Here is a 20,375-nt window from a genome sequence, read left to right as displayed (position 1 = left end):
GGCGGCCACCCACCGCCGACACCAACCACACGAGGGGAAACCGCATGCGACACCGCCGTGCGATACCCGGCACCGTCACCGACATCCCGCTGTGGCTGCTCGCCACCGACGTCGCCGAAGCCCACCCACCCCACCCGGACCGTCCCGGACGCTGCGCCAACCTGCGCTGTACCCGGGAGGCATACCCGTGCGCGCCAGCACGCCACGCGCACCGCGCCCGCCAAGCCGCCACCCGGCCCACCCCGCCGGCCTACAGCCGGGCACCAGTCATCGCACCGGCCACCGCCCCCCGGTTCCGCGGCTGGTTCCGACCCAACCGGCCGACCTCCCCGGCACAGCGGCAGCGGCCCACGCCGACGCCACGAGCCGCCTGACGCCCACCCATCCACCCGGGTAGCCGGCGGCCGGTTCGCGTCGCCGGACCCACCACGTGAAGGAGGAGCCGTGAGTTTCCGCGCCGAGAAGACCCTCGCCGGGTACGCCCGCGCGGCAGTCGACCTGCGCCTACGCATGACCGAGTACTCCCGGGGCCGGTTCGCCCAGCAGTACCTGAAGGCGTTCCTCGAACCCCACCTCGACCGCAACCCCGACGACCCGGCCGCACAATCTCGGATCCTGGACGCGTTCAGCCGCGCAGCCCACCAACCGTGGCAGGACGGCGAACCCTACGTCCTCGCCCCCGCCATGACCGCCATCATCGCCGCCGCCGCCCAAGCCCTCGACCTCACCGGCGACATCGTCGGCAACGACGTCGCCCCCAGCGACGCCGGCGTGCTGTTCCTACCCGAACCCATCTACGAACGCGGCATCCACGGCCACATCACCTCCATCGGCGCGATCGCCTGGGCCAAGTTCCACAACCAGGCCAGCGGCCGCACCGGCTGGTGGATCACCGGCTGGGCCGACCGCGACGACCCCCTCGACCCCGCCGCCGCCCGCCGCCGCCACCAACTGGCCGAAGCACCCGAACTCGCCGCCCACTTCGGCCCATACGTGCTGCACTCCTTCGCCGAAATCCCCATCGGCACCCCCATCACCGCCCCCGGCGAACCACCCGAGGAAATCGACCGCGACTGGGAAACCGCGCCCGACGGCCGATACTGCCTCGACGAAGCAGCACTGCGCATGCGGGCCGTCGCGGCAGTGCTCTACGCGTTCTGGCGCATCCAAGAACAACCCCTCGCCACCGTCGCCCACCCACCCCTGGACCGGCCCGCCCGCCGCCGCGCCCTACGCGCCAGCCTGCGCCACCACACCCGCGTCGTCATGCTGCGCCGCACCAAACCCGTCGCCGCACCCACCGGAGAGGCGAAATGGCACTACCGGGTGCGGTTCATCGTCCGCGGACACTGGCGGCGCCTCGTCAACGCCGACGGCCAGCCATACCGCATCTGGATCCACTCCCACATCAAAGGCCCCGACGGCGCGCCGCTGCTACTCGGAGAAACCGTCTCCGTCCTCGCCCGCTGAACCCGTCAACGCACCACGAACCAGCCTCGCACCCCCTGCCCCGTGACATCGCGGAAGCCGCTCGCATTAGCACCCTCGACGCGGAACATATCGCGATGACCCTGCTGGACCGCGACCGCGCCCACCTCGCGGTCATCGGCCCCTTCCCCAGCGTCGACGCCGCCGACGCCTGGCGACCCACCGCCGACCGGTGGCCATCGGCCGACCGGCTCCTGCTCCCCGTCCACACTCCCACCGCCTGGGACTGACCGGCCGCCAACGAGCCATGCCGTCGGCACGGTTGGCCAACCCGGCCGCGCGCCACGCGGCCCCACCCCACCGACCCCCGAACCAGCCCCAACCACCGTCGGGACCTGCGTTCACCATCGCGACCACAAGACCCGACATCAGCAACGGGCACCGCCGAACGGGCGGTGCACCTCTTACCGTTCGACGGAGGCAAACACGTGGATCCTGTGCCCGAACCTGTCGACCCCGCTCCCGGCGCGACGCTCAGCGTCGGCGACCCGTCCCTCGGCAAGTCCCGGCTGCTATCGCGGCAGTGCGACACCTGCATCTTCGCCCCGGGCAATCGCATGCACCTCACGCCCGGCCGGCTCCGTGAGCTCGTCACCGAAACCCGCCGCCGGGAATCCTTCATCATCTGCCACGACACGCTCCCCCACTACAAACACCCCGACGTCAAGCCGGCGATCTGCCGCGGCTTCGCCGACCGCTACCGAACACAGTCACTGCAGCTCATCGAACGGCTCTTCGGCTTCATCGAGGTCGACCCGCCGCAGCCAACCCAACCCCCCGAACCGGCCGACAAGCTACGCCCGTGACCGACATGAATGAGAGCAGCAAGGCCTTCCTAGTTGTACGGCGCGCTTGCAGCCCCTCGTGCGCCAGCGGAACCTCGGACCGACCAAACGTGCGGCCGAACGGGCGCGCGGCAGCGGCGTGAGCGTTGCGCGCGTCACAGCGGCCGGGTGAGGGAGCGGTCAGAAGCTTGGCTTGGCTTTCTGCGGGTAAATCGTCTCGTGACGGGCCAGCATGGCAACGAACTCGCCGATCTTCCGCTCGCGGGTCTGCGCCCGTTTAACGGCATTGACGCGGTGGATGAGAGCGAAGCGGTTGGTTTTGGTGAGTACGTCGAACATGGCCTGAGCGGCGGGATCGGCAGCGATAGCGGCGAGTAGGTCAGCCGGCACCTCAGCTTCTGACGGCGGGGCGTAAGCGGCCGCCCACCGCCCGTCCGCCTTCGCGGCTTCTACCGCGGCGCGGCCTGGGGGCAGCATCCGCCCCTGCGCCTCCAGCCGGGCCACGTGGGCGACGTTGCGTTGTGACCAGGAACTACGGGGCCTGCGCGGGGTGAACCGGATCCAAGAGCTTTCCTGATCCCGTTTACGGGCCTGCCCGTCGATCCAGCCGAAACACAGGGCCTCGTCAACCGCCTGCTGCCACGTCAGCGTCGTGACTGTTCCACCCTTCCGGGTCAGGGCGAGCCAGACACCGGGCGACGTGGCGTGGTTGGCCGACAACCAGCCGCGCAGCGCGTCGGCGTCTGCGACGATCAACTCCTCCAGTTCGGCGCTCCCCATGAAGGCAGGCTATCGCTGCACCGTTGCCGCAGCCTCCGCCTGTGGGCCAGCACGACTCGCCGGGCTGCCGAGCGCACCGGTCGCTCGGCGGAAGCCGTTGGACGCAGTTCAAGCCGTTCAATGCACCCAGTTGCTCCCAACCTGCTCCCCCGAACCGGCCTTGCACCGAGCGGCCGGCGTCGGGATCCTGAACTGCCGGCCCAGCAGCTTGGCTGGCGCCAGCGCTGACTCCTGCACCCGCATCGGTCGATTGCAAAGCACGTTCACGAACGCAGCGCCTGTCAGCGGCATGAGAGTGCATCTGGTTTTGGCGGGCCTCTTTCACGTTCTGCTTGGCCCACCCGGAGGCCTAACCCAAACCCCGGCCCCACATCCGAGGTACACCCAAATCGTGGCCAGCGATAACTGGCACTGGCGACGTTCTGCTACGAACGGGTTTGTCGTACCGGGGTGGCGTCAACACCGATGTTGGTGAATACTGCGACGCTGTTCCCTTTTTTCAGCTGAAAGGCACTGCTGTGCACTACGCCCCGACAGCCCAGCCTCCCTTCCCGCGGGCACGGCCTATGGCGCGCCGTTGGCTGGTCGGCGTCCTCGTCATCGCGCTGTGCTCCGGGGGTTGGCTGTGGGCGCGACAGGCCTATCCGGGGAGGACGCCCGAGGACGCCGTAGAGAAGTACTTCGCTGCTCTCGCCGACCGCGACGCTGGCGCGGCCTTGAGGCTGGTTGATGACAGGCCCCGGGAGCTAACCCTGCTGACCGACGAAACGCTCAGGCACCCCGACTACACCCCGCCCGGCAACCTCTATGTCGAACGCATGCCGGAGACCCGCTTGACAGCGGATTCACCGATCCTTGTGAGGGCGAGCTATATGGTCGGTCAGCAGCGCTACGAGCGCGATCTGTTTTTGGTTGAAAAGGCTTTCGGGTGGCGGATTTCCATCGGGTGGGCCGACCTGCCGGCCAACACCAGAAGGGTATCCCCGCTGATGGTTGCCGGCACGCTGGTACCGAAGCGCGACAGCCCTACTGTGCCTGCGTTTCTTGGCGCGTACGTAGTGCGCCTAGCTGAACAGCCGCTATTTGAGGCCAGCCCGGTCACCGTGCAAGCTGGTGCAGTGACCACGAACAGTCTGCAGTTGCGGCTACGTGGCGGCCATCAAGCCGAACTGGAACGGCAAGTCCGCGAGTATCTTGACACCTGTGCTGACGAAACTGGCTTTACAACGCACCGCTGTCCATTCGGCCGCGCTTCCGGTGTACAGTATCCCCCGACGTTTTCCCGCAAAGTCGTCAAGTATCCCTTGCTTTTAATGTCGGTCGAGAATGACGGCACTATCAGCGTGCGGAGCCAGACCGGGGGCCGCGTCGAGGTGACCACTCGCACGTCGGGTGGGTCAACCCGTCTAGTCGCCGAAGAGCCGTTCGAGGTCAGCGGGCGTCTGGTGATCCTCGAGGGTGACCGATTCACCTTTACCAACACATAGGCAGCAGCTGATTTGTGTGGCTGGGCGAGGATGGTCGGAACAGGCCATTGACGAGATGAGGCCCACGTGGATGCTGGCTAGGTTCGCCATAGCGTGAGTGCCGAATCGGCGACCTTGCGATCAGGCAGGACCTGGAAGCCTTCACCGGTCGGGCGGGCACGATTTCGATGGTGACGCCGAGGTCGTTGCCTGCCGTTCACCCCGAGCCCTCGATTCGGGTAGATCCATACCGTCATCCACGGTATGGATGGTAGACACGTACAGATGCTCGGCGGTCAGTTCCGGCAGGTGACGACAGCCCTGGCAGGCGGCCTGGTTCGGCGATCGGAAGGGTGAATATGGCGGGTGCGGATCGTGCGGCGGTCGCGGCGGCCGCGATAGGTCGCATTGACACGTGGCTTCACCAGCACGCGCCCCGGGCACGCGCGGCACTACGACCGCCGGCGTCTGAGGCCGACCTCGCGGCGGCGCAGGAGGCAGTCGGCCATCCGCTGCCGCCGGACCTGCGAGCCTGGTGGTTGTACGCCGACGGGGCGCATCTTGGCCTTCAGACCGGCCCCGGGTGGCTTATCCCGCCAGGATTCGTGCCTTACCCGATCGCTGAAGCGTTGAAGAGTCGCCGCTTGTGGATGGATGTCGCTCGGACGGTCGCACCGCTCGACCAGTGGGACGACTTCCTGAATTCGGAGAACAACCGTCCAGCCGGAACGGTTTGCGAGACCTGGCTGCCTGCTTGGTTGCCCGTCGCCACCAACCACGGCGGCGGGAATCTATTCGTGGACCTGCGCGGCGGCCCAAAGAACGGCTGCGTGATGGAGTTCTATCGGGACACTGGCGCATTGGCCCAGCCAGCCTGGGCAGACGTGGCGGACATGCTTGACGACATTGCCGACCGACTGGAGGAAAACGAGGCGGAACTCGATGACTTAGGTCGGATCAACTGGCCGTGATGCCCACCACCGCCGGGTGCCGCCACGGCCGCCACGTTGAGGACTATTGAGGTTCCCCCGAGATGTGAACACCGGGTTATGCCGGGATCTGGTGCAGCGTAGTCGGTTGCAGGGTTTGTTCGTAGTCGGCGAGGCTGAGGTAGCCGAGTGCGGAGTAGCGGCGTCGGTGGTTGTAGAAGGCGATCCACCGGAACACGTCGCGGCGGGCGTGAGCCTCGGATGCCCAGCGTCGGCGGTCGACGTCCAACTCTCGCTTCAGCGTGGCGAAGAACGCCTCGGCCAGGGCGTTGTCATACGACGAGCCGATCCGCCCCATCGAGCGGCGGATGCCGTGCCGTTGGCAGGCGTCGGCGAAGTCACCGCTGCCGTATTGAGCGCCCCTGTCCGAGTGGAAGATCACGCCGTTGACCCGGCTGCCGCAGGCGGCGACCGCGGCGTCGAGGGCGTCGATGACCAGGCTGGTGCGCATGTGGGTGGTGATCGACCAGCCGATCAGGCGGCGGGTGGCGATGTCGATGACCGTGGCCAGATACAACCAGCCGGTCCCGACGCGCAGGTAGGTGATGTCGCCGCACCACCGCTGATCCGTAGCGTTGGCGGTGAAGTCCCGGCCGATCAGGTCCGGCGCCGATGGGACGGCCGGATCCACCATGGTGGTGCGTTTGCGGCGGCGCAGGTGCCGGCCCACCACGTCGCGTTGGCGCATGATCCGCTCGACCCGCTTGCGGTTGACCCGCACGTCTCCGTCATGCAGTTCAACGGTCACCCGGGGGGATCCGTAGGTGCCACCGGAGCCGGCGTGGATGGCCTTGATTTGCTCGGCGAGGGCGTCCTCGGCGGCGGCGGCGGCCTGCCGGGCAGGCTCGCTGGCGGCCCAGCGGTAGAACCCGGAGCGGGAGACCGCCAGGACCCGGCACAGCCGCTTGACGCCGAAGGTGGCGCGGTGGGTGGAGATGAAACGGAAGCGGCTGGTCACCGATCCGTCTCCTTGGCGAAATAGGCGGCTGCCTTGCGCAGGATCTCCTTCTCCTGCCGCAGCTCCGCGACCTCACGCCGCAGCCGGGCAACCTCGGCATCCTTGTCCGCCACCGACAATCCGTCCCCACCCGACGCGGTCGCCGCGGCCCCGCTCTGGCGTTCGGCGGCCCGGACCCAGTTGCGCAGCGTCTCGTGACTCATCCCAAGCTCACGCGCCACCTGGTTGATCGGCCGCTGCGACGAGCGGACCAGGTCGACCGCGTCACGCCGGAACTCTTCCGTGTACTTCGATGGACGCCCCAACGGGGACACCCCTTCCACTGGACCGACATCCAGTCTCAGGATGTCCACATCGCAGGGGGAAGAGCCCAGACCTCAATCTTGGTTTGTGGTGTCAGCGACGGAGGCTGCCGGCGGGTGCCCGTTGACATGCGCCGCGCCGTTTGCGGCCGTAGTTGACCAGTAGCGGCGAACGGTGCGTTCGGACCTGCCGATCCTCGCGGCGACGTCCGCCGGGTGCATGGTGGGGTCGAGGCGGCGCCAGTAGGACACGGCGGCGGCGGTGCCGGGCGGCACGTCGTCCGTCAACGCGATGTTGGGCCGATCGCCCTGGCTATCGCCGGCCCTGCTCGCCGATGACGGCCGAAAGTCGTCGGTTGGTTGCCGGGGCGGGTACTGCGGAGCCGTGTCGTCGGTGTCGGCGCGGCCTCCGCGGCCGCCAGGTGGGGGTTTCCTGACCGGCTCGGGCGCCTGGGTGCCCGAGCCCGAGCCGTCTAAGGCGACGGCCGCTCGGTGATCGAGGTGTTGACCGGCTGGGTGGGCGGTGGGAGCGGCGGCTGCACAGCGATCGTCTGCCGCCGCGGCTGCCGTGGGTGTGGCGGCACGGATCCGAGCGGTGATCTCGACGAGGCTGACGCTGGCGACGATGACGAGTCCGTCGACGGAGATCGGGAGGAGGTAGGCGGCCCCATAGCTGGTTTCGCCGTAGCGGGCGGCGACGCCGACGAGGTGCCAGTAGGACACCCAGCCGGCGATGACGGCGATGGTGGCGGCCGCGGTGATGCGGATCGCGCCAAGGAGCCAGCGGTGGTGGGGGACGCGGGAGATCAGCTCGACGGTGAGGAGCAGCGCGAGCGGCGGCCACGCGGCGATGATCTGGCTGATCGGGTTCGGGCGGGCGTGCAGGACGTTCGCGGCGACCGAGGCGGCGACGCCGAGGGTGAGGGTGGCGCGCACCGCCCACCGTAGCCGCCGCAGTTGTTTGCCAGCGACGACGACGGAGGGTGTGGCCGGGATTTGGGGTGCCGGGCTCATGCGGACGGTCCGTCGTCGGAGGGTCGTTGGCTGTGGCGCCCGGGTCGGGGTTGGCGCAGGTCGGTGATGAGGCGGTCGGCCAAGGTGAGGGTGTCGTCGTCGGGTTCGGCGTCGATCTCGGCGAGGCGGCGGGTCAGGGTGCGGCGTAGCGCGCGGATGGTGTCGACGTGCCCGAGTCGGGCGTGGGCGCGCATTGCGGCCTGGTAGAGGGTTTCGGCGTACGGGTGGTGCTGCAGGGCGTTCTCACAGACGGCGGCCTGCTGGTCGGGGTGGTCGGCGAGTTCCTCGACGAGGGCGGCGACGGCGTTGAGGGCCTCCTGCTGCACGGCGTGCCGGTGGGGTTCGAGCCATTCGTAGTCGCAGCCCTGTGCGAGGGGCCGGTAGGTGTCGACGGCGCGGCGTAGCGCCGTGATGCGTTCGGTACGTGACGCGGCGGTGTCGGCGGCGCGGATCGCTGCGCGCATGCGCCACAGGTCGATGTCGAAGCGGTCGGGGTTGAGCTGGTAGCGGTGGTGGAGGCGGGTGAGGTAGGTGCCGGGGCCGGCGGTGTGGCGCAGCACCGCGCGCAGGTCCGACACGTAGGTGTGCAGCCGGTGGGTGGCTCTGCTGGTCGGGGCGTCGGGCAGCAGGTCGTCGAGGATCGCATCTGTGGAGGCGTCGCCGTCGCACACGGCCAGATACACCAGCAGTTCCAGGGACTTGGCGCGTGGCTTGCGTTGCAGGTCGGCGTCGACGATGGCGGGCGCGCCGAGCACCGTCACCTCGACCCGGTCGCGGCGCGCCGGCAGCGGCGCCTGGTCGCCGGCGAGGCCGACCGGCTCTGCGTCCGCCACGGGCAGGACGGTGGCGCTGCTGCGGGAGGTGCCGCCGGCTGCCGGGGCGGTGTCGTCTCCGCCGACCGGGACGGGGGTAGCGGTCGCGTCCGGTTCGTTGGCGGCGGTGGGAGTGTCAGCGCTGGTCGTGCCCGCTTCCCGCCCGGGTGCTTCGGTCGCCTTGTCCGGGTCGCGTGCGTCGGCGTCGTGCCCGCTGGCCTCACCGGCCGCCGGCGGCGTTGCCGGCTGTTGTTCTGTGCCTGTGGTTGCGGTAGTCGTCGTGTGGGCTGGCGTGGGCCGGGGGTCAGGTGCGGTGTGGGCGGGTGCGGGCGGCTGGCCGGTGTGGGATTCGGCCAGGGTCACAAGGAGGTCGATGGTTTCGGCGGGGTTGAGCACGGTGAGCCGGCCGATGTCGCCCAGGTGGGAGCCATGCTCGGTGTCGCTGTCGGCGGGGGTGGTGCTGCCATCGGCGGCGACATCGACGGTGCCGCCGTCGGGCCACTCGCCGAGCAGCACGCCGTGGATGTCCAGGCGGTGGCCCTGGGTGAGCAGTGCGGCGAGGCGGGCGCGTTCCCGGCGGCCGGTGGCGTCGGCCAGCAGCATGACCGGTGGGAGGGGCTCCTCGTAGGGGTCGACGGCGCGCAGCTGCGTGACGGTGTCGGCGTCGTGCTGGTGCAGCAGCCGGGCGCGGTGCATCACCTGCGCTTCGCAGATCGTGAGCGCCTCGTCCAGGCTGGCGGTGACGGTCAACCGTGGAGTGAGCGGCAGGTCGACCGCGGTGACGTCCAACAGCGCCGCCGCGGCCGCCGCCGGTATGACGACCTCGGCGCGCGCATCCGGGTGATCCGCGCCGCCTGCGGCGAGTGCGGCGATCACGAATCCGCGCGCGGCGGCTTCCGCGCCAGGGCCGGTCAGGCCCAACCCTGCCGAGGGCCACCGCGACACCAGCGGGTTGTTCAGCGCCGGCACCACCGTAAACGGGCCGCCGGCTTCCGTGTCGCCGACGTCGACCGACGTCTGGTTGTGGTGGTCCGGTTTCTGATCATGGGTTCCACCACCAGTGCGGACGCTGCGCCGGTCCGCGCCGGGGGCGGCGGTGACACGGCGTAGTCCGCGGCGGATCTGAGCCACCACTCGCGGCATGGGGGTCAGGGCCGGGCCGTCACGGCGGGGCCGGGCCGACGAGGTACGGGGGACGTAGCGGCGTTGACGGTGGGCCCAGACCAGCGCGACGGCGACGGCGAGCGCGCAGGCCAGGCCGAGGTCGACCCAGCTGCCGCTGGGCAGCAACACCCCGCGCCAGGCATGTCCGGCCGCCCGGCTGGTGTCGTCTGCCCCGGGGCTGACGGTCTCACCTGGTGCGGTGCCGGTCGAGACAGCGCCGCTGTCGGGGGCCGCGGTGGCGGCGGGCCCGGGGGCGGTTGACTGCTGGGGGTTCACCGGCGCCGGAGATGGGGGTGACGTCTCGGAGGCGTCCGGCGCCGCACGTTCGTCGGGTCTGCTGGTCGGCGGTGGTGCCGTGTCTGCGGGCGGGTGTGGCCGCGGTGGTGGGGTGGCGTCGGCGGGCAGGTGCAGGGTCCAGCCGGGGTAGATCAGGTTCGGGTCGCGCAGGGTGCCACCGACGTGGGGGAAACGGGTGCCCCTGTTGAGGGCGAAGATCTCCGGCCAGCGGTCGGCGTCGCCGAGGGTGCGTTCGGCGATCCGGCAGAGGCTGTCACCTCGCCGCACGGTGTAGGTGGATGTTTGCCCGCTTGGTCGCGGATCCGGCTCGGCCTGGTGCCCGGTGGGCGTGGCGGTGGCTGGTTCGGCGGCGGGCAGGCCGCTGGTGGTGGCTGGGCTGGCGTGCGCGGTGGCGGCCGTGGCGGTGGTGGCGGCCGTCGCGCCGAGCAGCGCGGCGGCGAGGCCCTGGAACGGGCCGGGAAGGCGCAGGGTGGCCGTCCAGCGCAGCCGGCGGGCCACTGCGGTGTAGACGTGGGTGAGCACGGCGGTGAACAGCAGCAGCCACAGCATCACCGCTCCCGCTTGCGCGAGAACGATGACGAAACCGGTGCTCATCGGCTCAGCGATCCACCGCCGGGCGGCGGCCGGTGAGGGGACCTGCGGTGCCCACGCGCCGGTCGCGGCGAAGGCAACCGGTACAGCGGCGGTGGACAGGACGGCGGTGGTCATCGCCGCGATACGTGCTGGTCGGGATGTCACCTGGCCTCCCTTCATCTCACGGCCCCGGATGGCGGTGCTGCTGACGCATAGGGCGGGGCAATGCCGTGACGCTATGACCGTCAACGCCATGGTGGGAGGAGACGGCGGCTGACAGCACCTCACACCGCCTTACACGACCTCACAGCCACAGCTCAGCAGGCGTGACGGGGTAGCTGGCAGCTGGGCACGTACAGCGAGACAACCCGCGCTGCGGGTGAGTGAGCGGGACGTTGTGCGCCATTGGCGCATAGTTCGGGTTCGGCTCTTGCCGTCCACTCGGTCGGGCCAGAGGATCCCGGTGTCGAATGTGGCGCCGCGGTTGGTCCGGTCGATGTCGCCGCTTGGCGCGATGGTTGATGGTGTCCCGCTTCAAGACGCGCGGGCCGGGTGGATGACGACACCCGGCCAGCTCGGCGTGACGCTACGTAACGCGCGGATCGCGGCAGATCCGTGCACATGTGAAGCGCCGCGGACTGACCGGAGGATGTTTGCGTGGATTCAACAACGTTGCACTGGGCATCACGCCGGTATTTGACGAGGCGATATGAGGAACTGCAGAGGGAGTACGGCGGGCTGCCCAACGATGGCCGCCAAGCCGATGGGTACCACTACACCACCGAAGCGAAGGGGATCTTCCCCCGCTACAACGTTGCGGACGCCATCCTCATGGAAGTTGAGCGACTCGATCCCGACCGGCTACCCAGCGTCGACGTAGTGGCCAGCATGATGCTTACGGCTGCCGAGCGTGCGCACTGCCCGTTCACCGAGCCCCCGTACGACGACGTCGAGGCACAGGCCATCGCCGATGAGCGCCGGCTGTTCGCTGCAAAGGTACGGCATTGGACTACGCTGCCGGATTTCCGCACCGATCCCGTCCCGTATCGGCGCGTGCTAACGCCCGAGGAGTCATCAGCCTGGCGGACGTCGCTGCAACAGCGATGGGGGGTGCAGAACGGTTGGTGGCACCCGTTGCTGAGTAGTTCGGTTCCGAACGACGTGCTGGTGCTGACTGGAGAGTCGATGTGGGAGGGCGACGGCGTTGATCAGGTTCGCCGAGTGCTGCGAGAGCTGGGCCGGCCGCGTGTAGTCGAGTTGCGCGAGTATGGGGCCGACTACCTGTTGGATGTCGAGATCATGGCCCCGAGGTACACCGGGCCGGAGGGATTCTGGATCGACGAGCGACACGATTGGATTGCCTACGCATCCCACGAGGGAGCCGTGGCATTCGGCGGTGCACTCTCTGCCGGGCTCGTGGCTACCTGGCCTGAGGTCGACAGTTGGCGATGGCCCGGATGGCAGGAACTCGGCCATGGGTGACCCATGTCATCCTCCACGAAGCCGCAAGGTTCACCCCTCTCTGCAATTCAGGATGCCCGAGCGTCGCGAAGCGCCGACCACCCGCAGTGAGGGGCGACGACGGGCGGCTGACGTGCACGGACGGCGGCAGATGAGGGCGGCTCTCCTTGGAGACCGGTGGTCTCTGCTGCAAGGATGATGATGTGATCATTCCCGGCTATTTGGATGGGTACGAGCCCCCCTTTCTGCAGTCACCGCTGGTCGACGGTTCCGAGATGATGTCGAGCCCGCTGTTCTGGCCAGCGTTTCTTTACACCGTGGGCGGATCCGAGTCAGCACCGAACGCCTTCGGTTCCGATCCAGCCGACCTGAGCGAACTCATCGACACCTTCCTCGAACCGCGCCGATGGCCGGTGTTCTCACTACCGCTCGCAGGTCACGATCACCTTCACGTCGTCATGCGTAACTTCGAGGGTGAAGGCGGCGTCGACTACGTCCTTGCGCCTGGCTCCGGCAGCGAGTCGTTGCCACTCGCAGCCTTGGAAGGACACTTTCGCGGGCCCGCGCTCGCGTGGCCGGAACTTGTCGCCGCTGCGCAGCAGTCGGACGAGGATCATACGCCGGCGGAGCGACTGCTCTTACTGTTGCCTGCCTGCGCCGACAGCGACCGCACCAGCTCAGCCGTCGACATGGTGGCAGCGGCCCTCACCTCCATCGGCGCCCGGTCTGGCGCACGTCAGGTGAGCGCCGAGTTGCTCAATAACCGTCGGTACTGGACACCGTGTCAATGGGCCACGGTTGACGAAGTCCTCGTCTGTCTTGGATCGCACGCATACCGTAGTCCGGGAGGCGAACTATCGCCGACCGACCTCCGCCGCATCGCGGACGCGTTCAGATCGCCGGGTGTCGATCGACGCCGGTAGTCAACTGCAGCGCACTCTTCTCGGCAGATCCGCTCACCTGGCGGGCGCGCGGTCGGCGGCATGAGAGCATGCCGCCGGCTACGTGCTCGCCGGGTTGCCCGCTTTCCATCGGGTGGTTGACGTCTCTGTCATGCTCGGCCGGTGAAGATCACCCGACCCATGGTCGCCGGGGCGGTTGTCGCTCTTGCTGGGCACGGCCTTACTCTCGGGGTCACGCTTGCCGTGGCCATTGCCGCTGGCGGCGGCCCGGATGCAGATCTCGATGCCGGTGGCAGGTTCGGGTTGCTCTTCTTCGCCGTATTCACGTACGGCATTGCGCAGCTGGTGTTGCTGGGGACCTGCGTCGCGCTGTCCGGCCGCCTCGGTCGTGGATCATCGTCAGGCCTCGTGGCAGGCTGGGTGCTGGGACTGGCCGCAAGCCTTTCCTACCTGTGTGGCGGGTTCGGCGCATAACATCCGCTAATCGGCATGGGCGGATGCGTTACCAAGGCGGCTCGCAGCAAGGGCGGGCGTGGTGAGCCTAACGTGATCATGTAAGGCATCAGGTGAGGGCGATCCGTCAAGCATCATGCGAGACCAGGCATGCTGCTACGCGGGAGGCCAGTAGGCGAAAGGCCGAGGCCTGGACACGCAGTCGTGATGTGACGAGCGGTACCGGGCACTGCCATCCGGCGTTCGCGTCTTTCCGAACCGGTCGTCGTGGCACTCGGGTGCGCTGGTCGTCTGCCACGGCTCGGGTCGCAGGTGGCTGCTCTCCCCGAGTGTGGAGTCCGCCTGCGGGGTGCCCTAACCGGAAGCGGCTGGGCCCACTTTCTTTGCTCAGGCCGAGACCAGCGGCGGGTTGGTCTATCGGGAGGTGGTGGCGTCGCTCATGCTTGTGGCGGCGGTGCCGTCGTCGTTGTCGGGATGCAGGCCCGCTTCGGTGAGGCGGCGGGAGTGGCTGGCACGGAGCTCGTTGGCCGCGTGGTGGTCACCGAGAGCGGTGAGGGCGGCGCGGGCGCGGGTGTGCAGGTCGGTGTTGTAGGGGTCGATGCGGATGCTGGCTTGCAGCAGGGTGAGCGCGTGGTGGGGGTTGGGCGTGGCGTCGGCGAGGGCCGCGTAGGCGTCGATGACGTGCCGGCGCGTGCTCTCCCGGATGGGGTCGAGCCAGGGCCAGGTGCGTCCGGCGGCGAGCTCGGCGGGGTAGGCGTCGACGACGGACTGCCAGGCGGTGGTGGTGTTGGTGACAGCGGTGGCAGCGTGCCGGACGGCGGCGTGCAGCCGCCACAGGTCGACGTCGATGTGCGCCGGGTTGAGGCGGTAGCGGTCCTCGGCGTGGTCGATGACGTTGAGCCCGCAGGCGGTCCGGATGGTGCCGCGCAGTTCGCTGAGGGTCGTGTAGAGCCGGCCGGTGAGGGAGTGGCGGGGCAGGCCCGGCCACATCGCGTCGGTCAACTGCGGGGTGTCGGCTCCGTCGGGGTGGGTGGCGAGGAAGACGAGGATCTGGACGGCGGCGCTGCGGCGGATCGCTAGGGGTACGCCGTCGACGGCCAGTGTCGGCTCGCCCAGCACCCGCAGCTGCAGCCGCCGGCCGGAGGCGGCGGGTGGGAGGCGAGGTTCATGGCGGTTGGGCTGCCGCGGCAGCCTCCGCCGGGGTGCCACCGCAGGGTGCAGGGAGGAACTCGGCGGGGCTGGGTTGGGTGGTGTCGGCTCGGGGTGGGCGATCACCGTGAGCAGGTCGATCGCCGCGATCTGGTCGAGCACGCACAACCGTGGCCCGGAACGGTCGGGGTGGTTCGGGTCGTTCAGGTGGCCTGTCGGGTCGGCCCGCCATGTCCGGCCGGTCGGCCATCGGCCCAGCACGACAACTGTCCTGGCGCCTGCGGCCATGGCATCAGCCCAGCGCGTCAGATCGTGTGCCGCGCAGTCGTCCTCGGCTAGGAGGACAACGGTCGAACGGGCGGTGACGATGGCTGGGGCCCGGCGCCGTTCAGCCTCGTCGCCCGTTCGATGGGCGTGGCCTGTGGATTCGGCGAGCCGCGCCGCTTCGTCGGCGCTGTCCGCGACGGTGAGCTGCGGCAGGCGCCGTCCGAGCGTCGCCGCGGTGGGGCCGAGCAGCCTCGTCAGAGCCGCCTTGGTGATGACCAGTGACACCGTCGGGTGGCGTTGCCCGGCCAGCAGCACGGTGACCAGAAGTCCCCGTCCTACGGCCAAGGCGCCCGGCCCGGTGAGCCCCATGCCGGTGGCCGCGAGCGCGCCGATCAGGCCTGGAAACCCACCCGGGGGTGCTGGCGCGGCCGCAGGGTCGGGGAGGTCGGCAGGCGGTGCCCGGTGGTCGGCGAGGGCGGCCTGCACGGCGGCGACCGTCGTGGGCAGCGGGGCCAGGTCCTGCCCATCCCGGCCGTGGGCGTCGGGTGGGCGGGGCTGGTAGGCGCGGCGGCGGCGCAGCCAGACGAGGGCCGCGGCGCCGGCGACCTGTTCGGCGACCTCGCGGGGCAGCCAGCCACCAGGCACGATGATCCCGTCGTCGCTCAGGACCCGGTCTTCGGGATCGGTGGTCGTGGGGTGGCCGGGATCGTCGAGGGTTCCGGCCGCCACCGGGAACGGTGGCTGCGGCGGCGGTGTGGTCACCGTGTGGGTGGTGACGCCGAGAACGGCCGCTCCGGCCATCCCGCTGGCCGTTGCTTGCAGGGGCGTCGGTAGGGGCATGTGGCGCACCCGGGACGCGGTCGCGTGGACGCGGGACAGGACCCGGACGGTGACCGTGTAGGCGAGCACGAGCCACACCAGCCACGCTCCAATGGTCAGCGCTGCGGTGAGAGTCTGGGCGGTCAGGGGCTGCTGCACCCACGCTCGCACCTGCTCCGCGGTCGGCCATCCCGGTGTCGGTGGGCCGACCAGGGACAGCAACACCACCGGCGGACCGGCCAGGAGCGCGAGGACGACCAGCAGCGACATCAGCTGTCGCGGCCACCGCACCTCACCCACCTCCACCCGGCGGCACACCGGCCGGCAGCACTACCGCCGGCTGACCCGCGGTGGGTGGGGTGGGGCGGAGGATGCGCGTCCACAACCGGGCCGCCCACCACACCGCGACTGCGGCGGCGTAGATGACGCCGAGGATGCCGGCGGCCTGCTCACTGACGATCGCCGCCGTGATCACCGCGACGGGGGCGGAAAGGACGAGCCGGAACATCAGCGGCGCCACCAGCGCCATGACCACCCCGACGCCGAGGAGCAGCCCACCGACCCGACCGGCGATGTCGATCCACAGCACCATATCCGGCCACCGGTCGGCGGTCAGCGAATACTGGATCAACGCCATCCCGCCAGCCGCGGCGATGACCGATCCGGTCGGCGCGGCCAGCAGCGCTGACCAGCCGCCGTGCGGGGCCCGCCACTGCCGGGCGGCGACCACCGCCACGCCAACGGCCATCACCACGACCGGGGTGATCGGCCACAACGCCCACCGCAGAAACGGCCCCACCGGCAGGCCGAAGTACTGGCTGGCGACCACCGCATACAGGCTGGCGATCGCCGCGCCGAGGCAGACCGCGGCGAGGATGCCGATGCTGACCTTCCCGCCCTCGGTTCGGGTACCCGGGGTGGAGTCGCGGGCGGCAATCACGGATCCGAGGACGGTTCCCGCGGCGAGGCATGTCAGCAGGGCGAACACGGCGGCCATCGTGAACTCGCCCCAGTTCAGGCTCACCCAACGGTGCACGGTCAGCGCGCTGTGCTGCTGCGCCGTCAGCAGGCACTGCCCGATCATGGCCAGGGACGCGAAGCCGGGCACCGCGATGGCCACGGCCCGACGCACCGGCGGCACCGGCACCTCAATGACCGCCGCGGCGGGGTCGGCGGCGCCGGCGTTCGCGGCGCCTCGGGCCGCGGCGAGTTGGGGTTCGGGCACGACCGTCGGGGTGATGCCTGTGTGCTCGGCGACCGCCGCGGCCAGCTGCGGTAGATGGGCGCTGCCGCCGACGCAGTAGATCCCTGCCAGGTCGGCGGCGGTGAGTTCACTGGCGGCGAGGGCCTCCTGGGTCAGTTGCGCCACCCGCCGCGCCACCGGCCGGGCGGCCTCGTCGAGCATCGCGCTGTTCGCGATGACCGGTGCCTGGCCGGCAAGAGGCACCGTCACCGCCGGATGCGCCCCCAATGCCTCCTTCGCGGCGCGGACGCTCTGCGCCATCGCCCAGCCGCCCGCTCCGTCGTCCAGCACGTCCCGGCTGCCGGTAAGGGCGACGGCCAGGGCACGGTCAACGGCGGTGCCGCCGGCGGCAGGGTCGGCCAGGGTCGCGAGGACCTCAAAGCCCGCGGGGCCACGGCGCAGAACCGTCACCTCCGCGCCCGCGCCAACGTCGCACACGGCGATGAACGACCCGACCAGCAGTTGCACGCCGGTGGCCAGCAGATGCTCCGCGACGGCCACCGGGGCCTCCACCAGACGCGGCTGCGGCACCCCAGCCCGATGCGCGACCTGCCGCATCCAGGTACGCCGCCTCGGTCCCCAGCCCGCCGGCACCACCACCCGCACATCCCGCACCGGCCCACCAGCGACCCGCTCGGCTTCGGCCACAGCCCTGCGCAGCGGCGCCGCCGCCACCTCGAGCGCCTCTACACGAGTTCCGTCAACCGTCAACTCGTCGTCGGCGGGGCGGCGGGGGCTCGGAATGAACCTGGCCGGCTGCTCCCCGGCGGTCTGCCACGCCCGATGCCCCGTCCACACCTGCCCGTCGGCGCCCAGGTACACGCCGGTGGGCAGGTACGGGGCCCCGTCGAACGACAGGGCGGAGGCGCTGCCATCCGCCCACGCCAGGATGGCGACGGTGCTGGCGCTGCCGCAATCGATCGACAGCCGCGCCTCCCCCGCCCGCATACACATAGTCAAACATGAGGATCACGTTCACGTCATCTACCAATCACCGACAGAGAGCAGCGGGTGGGATCATGCTGCTGCCCACTCACTTGATCCACCTGAGGCGACTGATCCGGGCTGAGCTGGAACACCTCGTCGGACCGGGCGTAGTACAGCGTGTGCCCGTCACGGGCGAAGGTGTAGTTGGTGATCCCGGCCGCCACTGTCTGGGGCGCCGATCGAGGCCGATCACAGCCAGATGAAGCACCGGTTGAGACCGATGCGCGGTCTACGGACAAGACGGCAACAAAGTGCTGCCGCTACCCTGCGTCAACCAACCCGCTTCGTACCTTATAGCTGATCGCGAGCGGGAGATCGCGGCCCGGGTCGCCCTACGATGCTGAGTAATTCGTCCAGCAGTTCCAGCTCGGCCCATCCGTTGACCGCAATCTGACCGGAGGCGTCGACGCTTACCTCGATGCGGTCGTGCGCGCGTTGTACATCGTCGAGCAGATGCGGGAAGCGGTCACTTAGCAGGATGAACTCCTGGTTCGTCGATCCGACCCAGGGCCGAACGGTGTCGATCCGGTCACGGAGGAACGGACCGGCGACGAGCAGGTCCGTGGCGCCGAGCAACGCGGCAACGTCATCACGACCCGCCTCGGCGGCCTTTTGCAGCTGCAAGCTGGTGTATCCGGTGAAGGCCATGACCGACCGACCGACCTGCCGTACGGCGCTCGCGACCCTGGCAAGTGCCGCGGCTTGGTCGAAGGGCTCGCCGCCGAGCAGCGTCAACCCCTCGGTGCCCGAGGCGAGGATTCGGGCTGCGAGGTCATCCGGTGGTACCTGCTCCCCGCCGCGGAAGGTCCACATGTGTGGGTTGAAGCAGCCAGCGCATCGGATAGTGCAGCCCTGCACCCAGATCGCCGTGCGGTCGCCCGGTCCTTCAGCGCGCGTTGACGGCAGGAACCTTGCTACTGACACCAGTCCCGAGTCGGTCGGGGGGCGGGGGAGACTGCCATCAGACATCGAGCACGCGGCCGTGCGGTGGTGGCGGCTGGCTAGGCGGCCGCCGCTGCGGAGGTGCGCACGTCACCAGGTTTCTGATGTATGCGAATTCGTGCGGGGCCAGACTCGCCGCTGCGGCGAACTCTTCTACGCTGCCGAAACCCTGGCGTGCCTGCCGCTCGACCAGCACCCGTTGCACACGGTGGGGGTGGAAGTTCGGGAGTGCGGCGAACTGCTCGGGTGTTGCGGCGTTGACGTCGATGGACGCCGGGGCCGGGGCTACCGCTGGCGGAGCTGGGAAGGGCTGTTGCGGTGCTGCCGCTGGTGGCTGATGCGGTGGCATGGGTGCCGCCGCCCGGCCTGGACCGTAGTAGGTGCCGGGGTCCGGGATGATCCCGGCCACCGCAGGCGGCGCGGACGGTGGCATGTAGGACCGCGGCCCGGCCGGCGCCGGTGGGTTGTGTGTCCAGGTAGGCGGTGGTGCCGTCGGTTGTGCGTACCAGGGCACGTGGGTTGCCTGCCAGCGCAGCCACGCCGAGTTGATGAGGCAAGCGTGAAAGATGCTCGCCACCCAGACGGCGAAAAGTGCGCCGGCTGCCCAGCCGCCCGCAGTGGTCTCCTCGCCGGGCTCGTCGAAAAACGGGATGGTGCCAACGCTGATAGCGGTGTAGGCGATGCCTGGGATCCACCAACTCGGGCGTCGGGCGCGAAGCCCGACGTAGAGGAAGCCTGCTCCTCCGAGACAGCCCATGCCGAAGATCGGAAGCAGGAGCCACCAACTGTGCAGGATCCGCCATCGCGGGCTCGCGGCCGGATTGGTGGGAGGTGGGGCGGCCCATGCCCCGTTAGGCACGTTCGACATTGCGATCTTCCTGAAGGTTCTGCGCGTTTACGTTGACCCTGGTGTAGTCGGCGGTATAAGCACTCTCCACGGTGCGCGCCTGGAGTAGCTCTTCCAACATGCTGATGTAGTCGAGGCAGCCGCTCCCAACCACACCCTTCGTCTCGGCGCTCACGACGCCGTCGCTCGTCACGGTCAACACGATTCGTGGCTTCTCCGTCATGATGACCGTCGCTCAACCGCGAAGACCATTCGTACGCTTGCGTCGTCGGCGACGGTCTCTGACTCCAACCGAAGTCCGGCAGCCGGGGCGCGCTCCCGCAGCCGGTCGAGTACGGCGCGCTGTACCTGGCGCCCGTATCCGGCATCGATAGCACGAATGATGTCGACGGCTCGTTGCTCATCGACCTCACCGGTCAGGTGCGCCGACCACACACCGTCCTCGCCACGCCGGAAGTTCGCCTGCACGCGGTCCCAGGCCGCGACGATCCCTTGATCCTCGGCGGAGACGACCGCGTTGGTCTCGCGCAGGGCGGCGGTGAGCAACGTTTCGTCCCGCATCCGTGTCTGCACCTGGCAGATGATGCGGCCACGGTCATCGCGGTCGGCGGTGGCGCCACGAACGGCGACGACGGTGGCCACGGCCAGCGGCACCAGCAACAGTGAGACGCTCAAGG

Annotated in this window: 18 protein-coding genes; 9 read left to right on the top strand and 9 right to left on the bottom strand. The window is 69.6% G+C overall.

Annotated elements, in window-relative coordinates; all coding sequences use genetic code 11:
• Positions 1-44: 44 nt before the first annotated feature.
• From AC1WTP_RS19640 to AC1WTP_RS19625, 4 genes are all read left to right on the top strand, one after another.
• On the top strand, positions 45-374 hold the full coding sequence (locus AC1WTP_RS19640; RefSeq protein ID WP_481650711.1) for a hypothetical protein: 330 nt from the start codon (positions 45-47) through the stop codon (positions 372-374).
• 70 nt (positions 375-444) lie between these two features.
• On the top strand, positions 445-1,470 hold the full coding sequence (locus AC1WTP_RS19635) for a hypothetical protein (protein WP_481650710.1): 1,026 nt from the start codon (positions 445-447) through the stop codon (positions 1,468-1,470).
• A gap of 95 nt (positions 1,471-1,565) precedes the next feature.
• Positions 1,566-1,718 (top strand): hypothetical protein, encoded by a 153-nt coding sequence (locus AC1WTP_RS19630; RefSeq protein ID WP_481650709.1) that lies wholly within the window; start codon positions 1,566-1,568, stop codon positions 1,716-1,718.
• A gap of 198 nt (positions 1,719-1,916) precedes the next feature.
• A complete protein-coding gene (locus AC1WTP_RS19625; protein WP_481650708.1) occupies positions 1,917-2,294 on the top strand; it encodes a hypothetical protein in 378 nt (125 codons plus the stop codon).
• A gap of 159 nt (positions 2,295-2,453) precedes the next feature.
• On the opposite strand, the gene AC1WTP_RS19620 is transcribed toward AC1WTP_RS19625, so the two are convergent.
• Complete coding sequence (locus tag AC1WTP_RS19620; protein WP_481650707.1) at positions 2,454-3,053, bottom strand: YdeI/OmpD-associated family protein; 600 nt, start codon at positions 3,051-3,053, stop codon at positions 2,454-2,456.
• Between the two features lie 566 nt (positions 3,054-3,619).
• Here AC1WTP_RS19620 and AC1WTP_RS19615 point away from each other — a divergent pair.
• A complete protein-coding gene (locus AC1WTP_RS19615; RefSeq protein ID WP_481650706.1) occupies positions 3,620-4,540 on the top strand; it encodes a hypothetical protein in 921 nt (306 codons plus the stop codon).
• Between the two features lie 338 nt (positions 4,541-4,878).
• Positions 4,879-5,490: an SMI1/KNR4 family protein gene (locus AC1WTP_RS19610; RefSeq protein ID WP_481650767.1), complete on the top strand. Its 612-nt coding sequence runs from the start codon at positions 4,879-4,881 to the stop codon at positions 5,488-5,490.
• Positions 5,491-5,566: 76 nt separating this feature from the next.
• Here AC1WTP_RS19610 and AC1WTP_RS19605 read toward each other — a convergent pair.
• The 3 genes from AC1WTP_RS19605 to AC1WTP_RS19595 form a co-directional block, all read right to left on the bottom strand.
• Positions 5,567-6,771 (bottom strand): IS3 family transposase gene (locus AC1WTP_RS19605; RefSeq protein ID WP_481650705.1). Its coding sequence is split into 2 segments (ribosomal slippage): positions 5,567-6,537 and positions 6,537-6,771, totalling 1,206 coding nucleotides; the frame shifts between segments, so codons are not numbered across the junction.
• A gap of 72 nt (positions 6,772-6,843) precedes the next feature.
• On the bottom strand, positions 6,844-7,782 hold the full coding sequence (locus AC1WTP_RS19600) for a DUF2637 domain-containing protein (RefSeq protein WP_481650704.1): 939 nt from the start codon (positions 7,780-7,782) through the stop codon (positions 6,844-6,846).
• On the bottom strand, positions 7,779-10,793 hold the full coding sequence (locus tag AC1WTP_RS19595; RefSeq protein WP_481650703.1) for a BTAD domain-containing putative transcriptional regulator: 3,015 nt from the start codon (positions 10,791-10,793) through the stop codon (positions 7,779-7,781). The genes AC1WTP_RS19600 and AC1WTP_RS19595 overlap by 4 nt, the downstream gene beginning before the upstream one ends.
• A gap of 492 nt (positions 10,794-11,285) precedes the next feature.
• Here AC1WTP_RS19595 and AC1WTP_RS19590 point away from each other — a divergent pair, with 492 nt between their 5' ends.
• From AC1WTP_RS19590 to AC1WTP_RS19580, 3 genes are all read left to right on the top strand, one after another.
• Entirely contained in the window at positions 11,286-12,110 is an 825-nt protein-coding gene (locus AC1WTP_RS19590; RefSeq protein WP_481650702.1) for a hypothetical protein, read from the top strand.
• A gap of 182 nt (positions 12,111-12,292) precedes the next feature.
• Positions 12,293-13,012, top strand: a complete 720-nt coding sequence (locus AC1WTP_RS19585) for a hypothetical protein (protein WP_481650701.1) — start codon at positions 12,293-12,295, stop codon at positions 13,010-13,012.
• Between the two features lie 141 nt (positions 13,013-13,153).
• Entirely contained in the window at positions 13,154-13,465 is a 312-nt protein-coding gene (locus AC1WTP_RS19580; protein ID WP_481650700.1) for a hypothetical protein, read from the top strand.
• 393 nt (positions 13,466-13,858) lie between these two features.
• Here the strand turns inward: AC1WTP_RS19580 and AC1WTP_RS19575 are convergent, their stop codons facing one another.
• From AC1WTP_RS19575 to AC1WTP_RS19555, 5 genes are all read right to left on the bottom strand, one after another.
• Positions 13,859-15,970 (bottom strand): AfsR/SARP family transcriptional regulator, encoded by a 2,112-nt coding sequence (locus AC1WTP_RS19575; RefSeq protein WP_481650699.1) that lies wholly within the window; start codon positions 15,968-15,970, stop codon positions 13,859-13,861.
• A 1-nt stretch (position 15,971) separates the two neighbouring features.
• A complete protein-coding gene (locus AC1WTP_RS19570) occupies positions 15,972-17,870 on the bottom strand; it encodes an Hsp70 family protein (protein ID WP_481650698.1) in 1,899 nt (632 codons plus the stop codon).
• A 330-nt stretch (positions 17,871-18,200) separates the two neighbouring features.
• On the bottom strand, positions 18,201-18,878 hold the full coding sequence (locus AC1WTP_RS19565) for a 4Fe-4S single cluster domain-containing protein (RefSeq protein WP_481650697.1): 678 nt from the start codon (positions 18,876-18,878) through the stop codon (positions 18,201-18,203).
• 824 nt (positions 18,879-19,702) lie between these two features.
• Entirely contained in the window at positions 19,703-19,891 is a 189-nt protein-coding gene (locus tag AC1WTP_RS19560) for a DUF2997 domain-containing protein (RefSeq protein ID WP_481650696.1), read from the bottom strand.
• Positions 19,892-19,917: 26 nt separating this feature from the next.
• The gene (locus AC1WTP_RS19555) at positions 19,918-20,373 is read right to left on the bottom strand and encodes a hypothetical protein (RefSeq protein ID WP_481650695.1); all 456 of its coding nucleotides are present in this window, start codon (positions 20,371-20,373) and stop codon (positions 19,918-19,920) included.
• Positions 20,374-20,375 lie beyond the last annotated feature (2 nt).

The organism is Micromonospora sp. R311 (genome assembly GCF_056780015.1).
This window is presented reverse-complemented; position numbering and strand designations above follow the sequence as displayed.

Bases quoted from the DNA above. Each gene is read 5' to 3' on its own strand.
- AC1WTP_RS19640 (WP_481650711.1), top strand. From the start codon at position 45: ATGCGACACCGCCGTGCGATACCCGGCACCGTCACCGACATCCCGCTG.
- AC1WTP_RS19620 (WP_481650707.1), bottom strand. From the start codon at position 3,053: ATGGGGAGCGCCGAACTGGAGGAGTTGATCGTCGCAGACGCCGACGCG.
- AC1WTP_RS19570 (WP_481650698.1), bottom strand. From the start codon at position 17,870: ATGCGGGCGGGGGAGGCGCGGCTGTCGATCGATTGCGGCAGCGCCAGC.
- AC1WTP_RS19565 (WP_481650697.1), bottom strand. From the start codon at position 18,878: ATGTCTGATGGCAGTCTCCCCCGCCCCCCGACCGACTCGGGACTGGTG.
- AC1WTP_RS19610 (WP_481650767.1), top strand. From the start codon at position 4,879: ATGGCGGGTGCGGATCGTGCGGCGGTCGCGGCGGCCGCGATAGGTCGC.
- AC1WTP_RS19600 (WP_481650704.1), bottom strand. From the start codon at position 7,782: ATGAGCCCGGCACCCCAAATCCCGGCCACACCCTCCGTCGTCGTCGCT.
- AC1WTP_RS19630 (WP_481650709.1), top strand. From the start codon at position 1,566: ATGACCCTGCTGGACCGCGACCGCGCCCACCTCGCGGTCATCGGCCCC.
- AC1WTP_RS19615 (WP_481650706.1), top strand. From the start codon at position 3,620: ATGGCGCGCCGTTGGCTGGTCGGCGTCCTCGTCATCGCGCTGTGCTCC.